General features: G+C 73.4%; 6 protein-coding genes. 3 read left to right on the top strand and 3 right to left on the bottom strand.

Translation table 11 applies throughout. From position 1 onward, the window contains the following. Positions 1-42: 42 nt before the first annotated feature. The gene (ccrA, locus tag DFJ69_RS15010) at positions 43-1359 is read right to left on the bottom strand and encodes a crotonyl-CoA carboxylase/reductase (protein ID WP_116023064.1); all 1317 of its coding nucleotides are present in this window, start codon (positions 1357-1359) and stop codon (positions 43-45) included. Between the two features lie 29 nt (positions 1360-1388). Next, complete coding sequence (locus DFJ69_RS15005) at positions 1389-7880, bottom strand: type I polyketide synthase (protein WP_116023063.1); 6492 nt, start codon at positions 7878-7880, stop codon at positions 1389-1391. Between the two features lie 290 nt (positions 7881-8170). Between DFJ69_RS15005 and DFJ69_RS15000 the strand changes: the two genes are divergently transcribed. The 3 genes from DFJ69_RS15000 (at position 8171) to DFJ69_RS14990 (ending at position 11997) form a co-directional block, all read left to right on the top strand. Continuing rightward, entirely contained in the window at positions 8171-9784 is a 1614-nt protein-coding gene (locus tag DFJ69_RS15000) for an MFS transporter (protein ID WP_116023062.1), read from the top strand. A 126-nt stretch (positions 9785-9910) separates the two neighbouring features. Beyond that, the gene (locus DFJ69_RS14995; RefSeq protein WP_116023061.1) at positions 9911-11173 is read left to right on the top strand and encodes a glycosyltransferase; all 1263 of its coding nucleotides are present in this window, start codon (positions 9911-9913) and stop codon (positions 11171-11173) included. Between the two features lie 107 nt (positions 11174-11280). Beyond that, positions 11281-11997, top strand: coding sequence for a sulfotransferase family protein (locus DFJ69_RS14990; protein WP_170177661.1), 717 nt, complete (start codon positions 11281-11283; stop codon positions 11995-11997). Here DFJ69_RS14990 and DFJ69_RS14985 read toward each other — a convergent pair. Next, positions 11972-12811, bottom strand: coding sequence for an SAM-dependent methyltransferase (locus tag DFJ69_RS14985; RefSeq protein WP_116026644.1), 840 nt, complete (start codon positions 12809-12811; stop codon positions 11972-11974). The genes DFJ69_RS14990 and DFJ69_RS14985 overlap by 26 nt on opposite strands. Between the last annotated feature and the right edge of the window lie 150 nt (positions 12812-12961).

Genomic DNA, 12961 nt, shown 5'->3' with positions numbered 1-12961 from the left:
GCGGCCGTGGCCCCGTGGCGCGGTACGGGGCCACGGCCTGGCTCACTGGCGGTACAGGTTGATCATGTTCTCGCCGAGGCGCTCGCGCTTGGCCGGGTCGTCGATGCCCTGGTGCTCCTCGGTGGCCCCGAAGAGGATGCCGACCTTGCCGATGTGGTTGTTGGTCTGCACGGCGCGGACGGCCTCGCCGGTCTGCTCCAGGGGGTAGACCTTCGACAGCGTCGGGTGCAGCAGGCCCAGGTCGAGCAGCCGGGCGGTCTCGGCGGCCTCCTGGTAGTTGAAGCCGTGGCTGCCGACGATGCTCTTCACGTTCATCCACAGGTACCGGTTGTCGTACTCGTGCCGGTAGCCGGTGCTGGAGCCGCACGTGACGATCTTGCCGCCGCGCCGGGCGACGTAGACCGACGCGCCGAACGTCTCGCGGCCGAGGTACTCGAACACGATGTGCGGGTCCTCGCCGACCAGCCGCCGGATCTCCTCACCGAGGCGACGCCAGCCCTTGGGATGACTGAGGCCCTTGTCGCCGAAGTCGACCTCGGCGCGGTTGATCACGTGCTCGCAGCCCTGCCTGCGGACCAGCTCCGCCTTGTCCTCGGAGGAGACCACCGCGACGGGGATGCCGCCGGCGTTCTTGACCAACTGCACCGCGTACGAGCCGAGGCCGCCGGTCGCGCCCCAGACCAGCACCACGTCGCCCATCTTCATCCGGGCGCCGTTGCGGCTGATCAGCATCCGGTAGGCGGTGCCGGCGCACAGCATGTTGGCCGCCGACTCCTCCCAGGACAGGTGCGAGGGCTTCTTCAGGAGTTGGGTGGCCTTGGCGATGCAGAACTCGCCGAACGCCCCGTAGTTGTTCTCGAAGCCCCAGGCGATGGGGTCGGGGGCGAGGACCCCGTCGTCCTGGCTGGCCGGGGCCTGGTCGTCGATGGCGGACGGGGTGACGATCACCTTGTCGCCGACCTTGAAGTGCCGGACACCCGCGCCGACGCGGACCACGACGCCGGAGGCGTCCGAGCCGAGCTGGTGGAACGCCTGGTCGTGCCGGGCGCCCCAGCGGTCCTTCTTGCCCAGCTTGTTGAGGAAGTAGAACGTCGGCATCGGCTCGAAGATGGCCGTCCACACCGAGTTGAAGTTCACCGCCGCGGACATCACCGCGACGATCACCTCGTCCGGCGCGAGTTCGGGCATCTCCACGTCCCCGACGTGGATCGACCGGCGGACGTCCTTGTCGGTCTCCCCTTCGAAGATGCCGATCTCGTCCAGGCGCGTGTAGGCGGCCCGGTAGTGCGTCGGCAGGTCGCAGTTCAGCAGCTCGGCGGGGGAGGCGCCGGCGCGTACGGCGTCGAGCAGATCAGACATCGTTCACCTTATTCCGGGGGCGGAGCTGGTCAGGAGGTGCCGGACGGTGCCACCTGGCGGAGGGGGGCGAGCTGCTTGGCCAGGTGGGCGGCGAGGATCTCCACGCCCGGCGGATCGAGAAGGTTGAGGTGGTGGACCCCGGGGATCGTCACGATCTCCAGGTGGGTGGCGAAACCCCCGAACCGGTTGGTCGGATCCGGCACGTACCGGGCGTCCTTGACCGCCCAGGGGGTCTCCTCCGGCGCGCGGTAGAGCACCACCCGACCGTCGTACGGCGCGGGCCGGTACGCCTCCAGCGACCGGGTGTCCTGGTGGGACGTGAGCTGGTGGTGGAGCACGGCGGGGGGCAGCAGCTCGGCGAGCCCGCCCGCCCGCTCCATCACCAGCGCGAACTGGGCGTCCTCGGTGAGCCCCGCCAGTTCCTCGTAGCGCAGCTCGACACCCAGCTCGTAGGTCTCGTTCACGTAGTCGGCGAAGGCGACGAACCGGCGGGCCAGCGAGTCGGCGTCGTCCTCCACGTCGTGCGGCAGGCCCGCGTCGAACAGCGCCACCAGCTCGACCTCCCGCCCGGCGGCGGTGAGCTGCCGGGCGGTCTCGTAGGCCAGCACCCCGCCGAACGACCAGCCGCCGAGCCGGAAGGGCCCGTCCGGCTGCGCCTCGGTCAGATGTTGGACGTAGCGGGCCGCGCGCTCCTCCACACCGGGCGCGTCGTCGAACCGCTCCAGGCCGTACACCGGCTGGTCGGGGCCGAGCAGCGCGGCGAGCTGCTGGTAGCAGGCGGTGGTGCCGCCCGCCGGGTGCGCGATGAAGATCGGCCGCCGGTGCGGGCGGCCCGGCTGCAGCAGCCGGACGATCTGCCGGGCGGCCTCCTCGTCCACGGCGCGGATCAGGTCGGCGACGTGCTCGGCGGTCGGGGTCTCGAACACCACGCCCCGGGTGAGGTCGGCGCCCAGCTCCCGGCTCAGCACCGCGACCACCTGGTCGGCCTGGTGGTCCTGGCCGCCGAGCTCGAAGAAGTCGGCGGCGACGCTGACCCGTTCCAGGCCGAGCACGTCCTCGAAGATCCGCACGGCGAGCCGCTCGGAGGCGTCGCGTGGCATCACGTACCCGGCCTCGGCATTGGAGACCGCCGCCGAGGAGGCGGCGGGCCGGGTGCGGGCGCCGAGGCCCAGCTCGCCGGACGCCCACTCCTCGAAGGAGTCGATGCTCGCGCCCTGGAGCAGCAGCGCGGCGGGGACGGTCAGCCCGAGGTCGTGCTCGACCCCGCTCTTGATCCGCACCGCGACCAGCGAGTCCAGGCCCAGGTCGGTGAGCGAGGCGGCCGGGTCGAGCCGTTCGGGGGCGTAGCCGAGGACGGAGGCGATCCGGTGGCGGACGCGGGCGGAGATGGCGTCGCGGGCCTCGTCCGGGTCCATCTCGTGCAGGGCGGCGACGCCGGGCCAGTCGTCGGCCTCGTCGTCGCCGTCGGCCCCGGCCTCCGCCACCAGCGCGGCGAAGTACGGGATGCGCTTGAGCTCGGGGAACAGCTCCACCGCGGAGGCCGCGTCGAAGCGCGCGACCCCGGTGGCGGCCCGGTCGTGGGCGAGCAGCGCCTCCAGCGCCTCGACACCCTCGCCGGGGGTGATCGGGTCGAGCACGGTGACGCTGATGTCGGCCGCGCCGCCGATCTGCGACCAGGTGCCCCAGTTGATGGTGGCGGCGGCCAGCCCGTGCGCCCGCCGCCAGGAGACCAGCGCGTCGAGCGCGGCGTTGGCGGCGGCGTACGACGCCTGTCCGGGCGAGCCCAGCAGCGCCGCGGCCGACGAGTGCATCAGGAAGAAGTCCAGGTCGTCGTCCGCCCCGGCGTTCTGCAGCGCCTCGTGCAGCCGCCAGGCGCCGGCGACCTTGGGGGTCCAGACCCGGTGCAGGTCGTCGGGGCCCAGGTCGGCGATGAGCCGGTCGTCCATCCCGGCGGCTCCGTGGACGACGCCGCACAGTCTCGCGCCGCCCTCCGTGGCCGCCGCGATCAGCCGCTCGGCCACGCCCTCGGCGGCGATGTCGCCGAGGACCACGCCGACGTCGACACCGCCCTCCCGAAGCCTGGCGATCACCTTCTCGGCGTCGGGCCCGGGTCCGGAACGCCCCGACAGCACGATCCGGCCGGCGCCCCGCTCGGCCAGCAGTTGCGCCGTGACCAGTCCGATGCCGCCGTAGCCGCCGGTGATGACGTACGCGCCGCCCCGACAGACGATCTTCCTGGGCCGGGGGTCGCCGTCCGCCGCGAGGCGGGCCCGGTCGAGGCGCGCCACGTACCGGACGCCGTCCCGCCAGGCGACCTCGGTCGCGTCGGCGTCGCCGAGCAGCTCGGTGATCAGAGCGGGCACGCCTGCCAGGTCGTCGATGTCGACGAGGGTGGCCCGCAGCGCGGACCGTTCGAAGAGCAGCACCCGGGTCAGCGCCCGGATGAAGCCCTGCCTCGGCCGTCCGGCCTCGCCGTCCAGAACGGGCAGCGCCTCGCGGGTGGCGACCCACAGGCGGGTGCCGTTGGGCAGGCTGTGGCTCACGCCGGCGACCATCAGCACGAGGTCCTCGTCCACCAGCTCGGGGGACGGGATCAGCACGACGCCGGTCGGTGGCTGGTCCATCGGCGGGTGGTCGTCCGGCGGCCGCCGGGTGATGGCGTGCCGAACGACGCGGTGCCCGCCGTCCCGCAGTTCGGCGTCCAGCGCGTCGGCGAACGGGTCGCCGTCGGCGGCCAGCACCAGCCAGGTCCCGTCGGCGACGGACGGCTCGGGCGCGTCGGTCTCGTCCCAGCGCAGCTCGGCGAGCTTCCCGGTGAGCGGCACGGGGATGTCGGCGCGTTCGACCCGGCGCAGGACGATCCCGGCGGCCTCGATCAGCACCTCGCCGTCCTCGCCGAGGAGGCGCAGCGTGCCGTGGGTCTCGTCGCCGTGGACGACCGAGACCTGGCAGTGCCCGCCGCGGTGGGTCGGGCCGTACACGCGCAGGCTGTCGATGGTCTCCACCAGCCAGGTGCCGGGCTCGACGGCGGCGGCCTCCGCGTACAGCACGTCCAGGCAGCGGTCGAAGACCTCGGGGTGCAGCCGGTGGTGCCGGCTCCCCTTGTCGGCCCCGGCGACCTCGGTGCCCGGGGCGGACAGCGCCGGCATGGGGCTCCGGTGGTCGGGGCCCACGTCGGCGCTGGCCAGCCGGGTCCACGTGCCGGCGGCGGTCCGGGCGTGGATCACGACCCGGTGGTCGACCTCGGTGAACGTGGTGGTGACGGTGGCGTGCTCCTCCGGCGCGAGCGGCTGCTCCATCCACAGGCTGTTGACGCGGACCTCGTCGGTGCCGAGCGCCTGCGCCCCGGCCGCCAGCGCCATCTCGGCGAGGGCGGCGGGCGGCAGGATCGGGATCCCGTGCACGCCGGTCCGCGTGATCCACGGCTGGGCCGCGGTGCCCGCGTCGCCGCGCCACACGTGCCGGTCCTCGCCGGGCAGCTCGGTGTGCGCGCCGAGCAGCGGGTGCTCGTCACGACTCCCGGTGCGGCGCACGGTCGGCGCGGCCCAGTGCCGCTCGTGCCGCCACCGGGCGGGCGGCGGCTCGATCAGCGACCCGGCGGGCCGGCGGACCTTGTACCCGTTGACGGCCAGGGTGGCGAGCTGGGTGTGGAAGGTCAGGGTGTCGTCGGTCTCCTGGCCCTTGGGCGCCCGCTTCAGCGTGTGGGTCACCAGCGCGCCGGTGCCCTCCAGCGTCTCGGCCGTCGGCCCGGCCAGGATCGGGTGGACGTTCAGCTCGACGAACGTGCGGTGCCCGTCGTCGGCGGCGGCGGTCAGCGCCCCCGTGATCCGCACCGGGTTGCGCAGGTTGGCCGCCCAGTAGTCGGCGTCGAGGACGTCGGCGGCGCGCGGGTCCTCCAGGGCGGTGGAGTAGAACGCGATGTCGGGGGCCAGCGGGACACCCGGCTCGGTGCCCACGTCGGCGAGGAGTTCGCGCAGCTCGGGCAGCAGCGGCTCGGTCTGCGGGGAGTGTCCGGCGGCCCCCGCCTTGACCTCGCGGGCGAGCCGGCCCTCCTTTTCGGCCCGTTCCATAATGACGGCGATCTGGTCCGCAGCCCCGGTGACGACGGTCTGCCGCGGCGCGGAGAACACGGCCGGGTGCACGTCCGGCAGGTCGTGGGCCAGCGCGCGGACCTCGTCCTCGGACGCGCCGAGGACGGCCATCGCCCCGGAGCCGCCGAGCAGCCTCGTCATCACCGTGGAGCGCCGGCAGATGACCTTGACGCCGTCGGTGAGGGTGAGCCTGCCGGCGACGACCGCCGCCGCGATCTCGCCCATCGAGTGGCCGACGACGGCGGCCGGGGTGACCCCGTACGAGCGCCACATGCGGGCCAGCCCGATCTGGATGCCGAACAGCGCCATCATCGTGTGCGCCGGGTGCGGTTTCTCCTCGGCGTTCTCGATGAAGTCCCAGAGGGAGAAGTCGCCCTCCTCCGCCATCAGCCGGTCGACGTCGTCGATCGCCTCGGTGAACGCGGCCTCCTCCTGGAGGAGCCGCCGCGCCATCTCGGGGCGCTGCGCCCCGAATCCGGAGAAGACCCAGACCGGCGGGCGGGGCATCCCGAGCGCGGTGGCCGACACGACGGCCGGATGCGGGTCCCCGGCGGCCAGCGCCTTCAGCCCGTCCAGCAGCCCGGCCCGGTCGCGCGCCACCACGGCGGCGCGCGACCGGCCCCGGCCGTCCCTGCGGTGCAGGGTGTACGCCAGGTCGGCGAGGGGGACGTCGTCCCCGCCCGCCTCGACCCAGGCGGCGAGGTCGGCGGCGTGCTCGGCGATCCGGTCGGCGGCCGTGTCCGACAGCGGGAACGAGCGGACCAGCGCGGTGTCCGCCGTCCCCCGCGCCGCCGGCGGGGCCTCCTCCAGGATCACGTGCGCGTTGGTGCCGCCGAAGCCGAAGCCGGACACGCCCGCGCGGGCAGGGTGGCTGCGCTTCGGCCATGCGGTCTCCGCCGCCGTGACCGCGACCCGCATCTCCTCGAACGGGATGTGCGGGTTGGGCTCCTTGAAGTGCGGGCTCTTCGGGATCGTCCGATGCCGCAGCGCCAGCACCGTCTTGATCAGCCCGGCGATGCCGGCCGCCGACTCCATGTGGCCCAGGTTCGCCTTGGCCGAGCCCAGCAGCAGCGGCTCGTCCTCGGGGCGACCGCCGGAGGCGCCCAGCACCTCGCCGAGCGCCTTGGCCTCGATCGGGTCGCCGAGGAACGTCCCGGTGCCGTGCGCCTCGATGTAGTCGACCTCGGCGGGGTCGACGCCGGAGGACGCGTACACCTGGCGCAGCAGCGCCTTCTGGGCCTCGGAGTTGGGGGCGACGAGCCCGTTGGAGCGCCCGTCGGAGTTGACGCCGGTGCCCCGGATGACGGCCAGGATCCGGTCGCCGTCGCGTTGGGCGTCCGACAGCCGCTTGAGCACCACGGCGCCGCAGCCCTCGGCGCGGACCATCCCGTCGGCGGACGCGTCGAACGCCTTGCAGCGGCCGTCGGCGGCGGTCCCGCCGCCCTGGTCGAACGTCATGGTGACGGTCGGCGACAGCAGCAGGTTGACCCCGCCGGCCAGCGCCACGTCGGCGTCCCCGGCCCGCAGCGCCCGGACGGCCAGGTGCGTGGACACCAGCGAGGACGAGCAGGCGGTGTCCACGATCATGCTGGGACCGCGCAGGTCCAGCAGGTACGACAGCCGGTTGGCGATGATGGCGAGCGACGCGCCGGTCGTGGTGAACGGCTCGACGGCGGTCAGGTCGGAGGCGGTGAACGCGGCGTACTCCGGCGCGCCGACCCCGACGAACACGCCCGTGCGGGTGCCGCGCAGCGACGCGGGGGCCAGCCCGGCGTGCTCGAACGCCTCCCAGGCCACCTCCAGGACCAGCCGTTGCTGCGGGTCCATCAGGTCGGCCTCGCCCGGCGTGATGCCGAAGAACCGGGCGTCGAACCCGGCGAGGTCGTTGAGGAACCCGCCCAGTCGGGTGGTCTTCGCCAGCAGGTCGCCGACCTCGGGCGAGCCGTCGTCGAAGGCGTCCCAGCGGCCCTCGGGGACCTCCCGGATCGCGTCCCCCTCGCCGAGCAGGAAGCGCCAGTACTGCTCGGGGCCGGACAGGTCGCCGGACGCGCCGCCGGGGAAGCGGCAGCCGATGCCGATGACGGCGATCGGCTCGTCGGGCCGCTCGTTGCGGACGGCGTCCACGGACGCGGCGGCCGTGGCGGCGGGCTCGGCCGCGCCGGACAGCACGGCGGCGAGCCCGTTGATCGTGGGGTGCTCCCAGACGAGGGTGGCGGGCAGCGAGCGACCGAGCAACTGCTCGAGCTCACCGGCGATGGCGACGGCGTCGCGGGAGGCGAGCCCGAACTCCTCGACGGGACGGTCGGGGTCGACCTCGGCGGCCGTGATCCTGGAGCGGCGCGCGATCTGCTCGATCAGATACCGACGAATCGCGTCCTCGGTGATCCGCGGCTCGTCCGGCCGTGCTCCAGAACGATCGTTCGACTGCATGGGTGCGGCACTCCCAACGATGAAGCGCGGATCGTTCGAACCAGCACCTTGTCCTACTCCGGCCGTTCCCGGATGCGCACCCAGGTCACTTTTCTCCCGGTTCACTTGTCACGGTCATGACAAGACCGGATCATGCCGGATGTGGCCAGATGGGGAGGTCACGGACCCCTGATCACAGCCCTACGGGGCCGGGAGTCGGTGACTGCAGAGAATGAGACGCCACGATAGCAACATCTCGGTTGAGGAGGAAGCGGCGCATTTCCGCTGCGGCGGAACGCCGTTGACGACAGGTGACCCGGGGCCGTTACCGATGGGCGCTGGCGGTGGTGGCCGTCAGCGCCTTCATGATCGCCATGGACAACACGGTGGTCGCCATCGCTCAGGAGACCATCCGCCGCGATCTGGGGATGGGCTATGCGGCACTGCGCTGGGTGACGATCGGGTACGTCCTGATGTTCTCCTGCCTGTTGATCGCGGGCGGCCGGCTCGCCGACCTGTACGGCTGCCGGATCACGTTCACGGTCGGCATGGCGGTCTTCACCGGGGCCTCGGCGGTCTGCGGGCTCGCCGATTCGGGGGCGATGCTCATCGCGGCCCGGCTGGTGCAGGGGGTCGGCTCGGCCGTCGCGCTGCCCGCCGTCCTGGTCGTGATCACCGTGGGGCGCACCGACCGGCAGCGTTCGATCGGCCAGTTGGTCTGGCTGGTCTCGCTGTCGCTGGCGCTGGCCGGGGGCCCCGGCATCGGCGGGTTCATCGTCGAGCACCGGCACTGGGGCTGGATCTTCCTGGTCAACGTCCCGGCGGGGCTCGCGGTGATCGCGTTGGGCCTGGTGGCGCTGGACGGTCCGGCGGCCGAGACCCGCGCCCGGGTGGACCTGCCGGGCGTGCTGGTCTCCGCCACCGCGCTGTTCGCGCTGGTGTACGCGTTCCACGCGGGCGGTGAGCTGGGTTGGACCGATCCGGAGGTGCTCGGCGTGGCGGCGCTGGCCGTCGTCGCCGGGATCTGTTTCGTGATCGTGGAGGGCTGGGCCCCCGACCCGATGATCGACATGGCGTTCTTCCGGAACCGGGTCTTCACCGGCGGGATCGTCACCTCGATGCTCTGGGGCATCGGGTTCAACGGGGTCATGTACTACTCGGCGCTGTTCATGCAGAACGTGCTGGCGTTCACGCCGACCACCGCCGCCGTCGCCTACCTCCCGACCGCCGCGCTGGTGCTGGTCACGGCGCCGGTGTCGTTCCTGGTGGCGGCCAGGTTCGGCGCCCGGCTCGGGGTCGGCCTGGGCATGGTGCTGATGGCCGCCGGGATGGCGACGTTCACGCTGCTGCGGCAGGGGGACGGCTTCGCCCAACTGCTGCCGGGGATCGCGCTGATCAGCATCGGCTCGGCGCTGACGATGCCGCTCGGCATGTACGCGCTGAAGGCGGTGCCGGACGAGCGCGCGGGCGTCGCCGGGGGCATCATCAACGTCGTCCGCGAGCTGTCGGCCGGGATCGGCATCGCGGTCCTGGGCTTGGTCGTCGACACCCTGGAGTCCCGGGCCACCGCGTCCGGCGCGGGCAGGGCGGAGGCGTTCCGACAGGGCACCTCGGTGGGGCTGCTGGTGGGGGCCGCCCTGGTCCTGGTCGGCGCGGTGGTGGCCGCGTTCACGATGCCGACCCGGCGGCAGGCGGCGGCGTCCGACGCCGCGAAGGAGAAGGCCCAGAAGGCCGCCGCGCGCGAGGAGCCCGAGCCGGTGGCCGTGGGGGCCTCGGCGTACACCGGGCAGGGGCCTCAGCGGACCACGGCGGAACTGTGGCCGCCCGTCCCGCCGCCCGGTTATTACCTTCCGTACCTTCCCGAGGACGGGCCCCCGCCGGACGACGGCGGCCGGCCCCGCCGCTTTCGGGGGGACCCTTGGTAGGCACCCGCTCCGAAAAGGCGTTTTTATCTCTCGACTGACAAAAGCACCTCGGCGATTCACAGGTCGACGAGTAGCCCTCGGACGGGGCGCGGCAGGTAATTTCTCGCTCACTCAGGGAGGTGGGAAGTGCAGCGGACCATCGTCCTGTTCGCGCTCGGATCGCGGGGCGACATCCAGCCCTGCGTGGCGCTCGGCCAGGGTCTGGCGGCCCGCGGCCACACCGTGCGCGTGATCGCCGCCGCCCGTTACGCCGCCCTGATCGCCGCCGCCGGGCTGGAGGCGGCCCCCCTCAGCGTCGACCCCGCCGAGCTGCTCAACACCGACGAGGGCCAGGAGCTGCTGGCCGGGGGTCGCAACCCGGTTCGGTTCCTGCGGGGCTTCCGGCGTCTCCTCGGCCCGCTGGCCGAACAACTGCTGGGCGAGCTGCTCACCGCCTCCCGGGGCGCGGACCTCATCCTGGCCCCGACCGCCGGGGGCCTCGGGGAGCACCTCGGCTCCTCCCTGGGCGTCCCGGCCGCCGAGATCCACTACCAGCCGAGCCACCCGACCGGGCACTTCCCGCATCCGATGGTCCCCCAGGCCCGGTTCCTGGGTCCGGTCGGCAACCGGCTGAGCTTCCAGGCCGTCGACCAGGTGGCGTGGCAGCTCGCCCGGCCGTTCATCAACCCGTGGCGTCGTCGGGACCTCGGGCTGCCGTCCGCCCCGCTGCTCGGCCCCGCGAGGCGGCCCGCCTCGGGGGGACGGCGCGCGGCGCTGTGCTGCTTCAGCTCGGCGGTCGTCCCGCGCCCGGCCGACTGGCCCGCGAACGTCCACCTGACCGGGTACTGGTTCGTGGAGGAGCCCGCCTACCGGCCCTCCGACGAGCTGACCGCGTTCCTTGAAGCCGGTCCGACCCCCGTCTACGTGGGCTTCGGCAGCATGGTCCCGCCCGACCGGGCGAAGGCGCACACCCTCGTCCGCGAAGCCCTCCGGCGGGCCGGCGTACGGGGCGTCGTCCAGGGAGACCCCAAGAACGAGGAGGTCCGCTCCGACGACGACGTCATGGTCGTCGAGGACGTGCCGCACTCGTGGCTGTTCCCCCGGATGGCCGCCGTCGTCCACCACGGCGGCGCGGGAACGACCGCCGCCGGCCTCCGGGCTGGCGTCCCCACGGTGGTCTGCCCGTTCTTCGGCGACCAGCCCTACTGGGGGGAACGGGTCGCCGCCCTCAAGGCCGGGCCCGCACCCGTGCCGTTCCGTCGCCTGACCGTGGGCTCGCTGGCCGGGGCCATCCTCCACGCCACGAACGACCCGGGTCTGGCCTCGGGCGCCAGGGGCGTCGGCCGTCGTCTCTCCCGGGAGGACGGCACCGCCAACGCCTGCGACATCATCGAGCGCCTCCTCACCTGACCGGCGGTCCCCTGGGGCCCTCCGCGCGGGGGAGCCGCGCGCCGCACGGCGGTAGACACCACGGATAGACAGGACAGCGGAACCCTTGTCGGTCCGTGGAGGGCGACATGCAGGTGATCGGCGTTGGCTTCGGACGTACCGGAACGACCTCCCTGAGGGACGCGCTCGAGATCCTCGGGTTCGGACCCTGCCACCACATGCGCGACGTGATGCGCGTTCCCGACCGGGTGGCGCTCTGGCGGGCCGCCGCGCGCGGCGAGGCGGTCGACTGGGACGAGGTGTTCGCCGGGTTCCGTTCGACGGTGGACTGGCCGGCCGCCGCGTTCTGGCGCGAACTCGTCGCGCACTACCCGGCGGCGCAGGTGATCCTGACCGTGCGGGACCCGGCGAAGTGGTACGAGAGCGCCGCCGCGACGGTCTTCCAGGGGTCCATCCGCGCCGAACGACAACCCGCCCGCACGGCGTTCAAGGTCGTCCGGGCGGTCGACCCGCAGTTCGGCGGCTTCGCCCGCATGGTGAACGAGACGGTGCACCAGCGGGTCTTCGGCTGCCGGCTGAGCGACCGGGAACGCGTTTTGGCCGCCTACCACCGGCACCTCCGCGAGGTGAGGGCGCAGGTGCCGGGGCACCGGCTGCTCACCTACGACGTTCGTGAGGGCTGGGCCCCGCTGTGCGCCTTCCTGAACGTTCCGACACCCGACATGCCGTTCCCGCGCGCCAACGCCGCCGCCGCGTTCGGCGAGGGCCGCCCCGGGCCGAGCATCCCGCGCCTGCTCTGGGAGGGCCTCGGCGCCCGCGTCACCTGGCGACGACCTCCGCGCTGACCAGCCACGCCCGGGCCGCGCCCACCTGCTCCGGGTCGTACTGGGGGGCGATCGGGCGGCCGTGGCAGGCGGCGACCTCGGCGGGGTGGGACACGGTCGCGCGCCAACCGTGGCGGGCGAGCCAGCCGACGGGATCGTCCACCGCCGAACGCCACCCCGACCCGGACTCGGTGAGGCGACGCTGCGCCCACCGCAGGCCCGGCAGTCGCTGGAAGGCGCCGTTGAGGTGCTCCAGGCCCAGTCGGCTGCCGGGGGCGGACAGGCCGGTGATCCGTCGCATGATCCGTTCGTTGTCCCGCTCGGTGAGGAACGACAGGACGCCCTCGGCCAGCCAGGCGGTCGGCCGCTGCGGGTCGAAGCCGGAGGCCAGCAGCGGCGCGCCCCAGTCGGCCCGCAGGTCGGCCGCCAGGACCGTGCGCGCACAGGAGGGACGGGCGCGCTCGGCGTCCAGCGCCCGCTGCTTGAAGGCCAGCAGGTCGGGCAGGTCGAGCTCGAACAGGTGGGTCTCGGCGGGCAGCGCGAGCCGGAACGCCCGGGTGTCCAGGCCGGCGGCCAGCAGCACCGCCTGCCGGCAGCCGGCGGCGGAGGCGGCCAGCAGATGATCGTCGAAATAGCGGGTCCGCAGCACGAAATGGTCCTGCGACTGGCGGCCGGGCGCGCTCGGCGTGGCATAGGCCCCGGCGCGTCTGACCAGCGCCTCGGCGAGCGGGTCGGCGAACAGCCGGTCCGCCCTGCGGGTCTCGGAGGCGCGCGCCTGCGCTATCAGGATCGCGGTACGGCTGACACCGTCCAGCAGAATGGGCCTTTCCGTCATGTCCGCCCCTCCGTTCCGGATCGCCGACCACTGCGCGGTCACCGCACGCTATTGCCCGGAACGGCTCTTTGTCCTCCACCGCACGGTTTGAATCAGGGCGGTTTTCCGCAGGTATTTCTCCGTCGCGCGCACATCGCTTCCACCGCGCGG

The sequence above is a fragment of the Thermomonospora umbrina genome, from assembly GCF_003386555.1.
Taxonomy (GTDB): domain Bacteria; phylum Actinomycetota; class Actinomycetes; order Streptosporangiales; family Streptosporangiaceae; genus Thermomonospora; species Thermomonospora umbrina.
Note: the sequence above shows the minus strand (reverse complement) of the source record. Positions and strands in the feature narration are given on the sequence as shown.

Excerpts from the sequence above, each read along its gene's own strand:
- ccrA (WP_116023064.1), bottom strand. The coding sequence starts at position 1,359 with ATGTCTGATCTGCTCGACGCCGTACGCGCCGGCGCCTCCCCCGCCGAG.
- DFJ69_RS15005 (WP_116023063.1), bottom strand. The coding sequence starts at position 7,880 with ATGCAGTCGAACGATCGTTCTGGAGCACGGCCGGACGAGCCGCGGATC.
- DFJ69_RS14990 (WP_170177661.1), top strand. The coding sequence starts at position 11,281 with ATGCAGGTGATCGGCGTTGGCTTCGGACGTACCGGAACGACCTCCCTG.
- DFJ69_RS14985 (WP_116026644.1), bottom strand. The coding sequence starts at position 12,811 with ATGACGGAAAGGCCCATTCTGCTGGACGGTGTCAGCCGTACCGCGATC.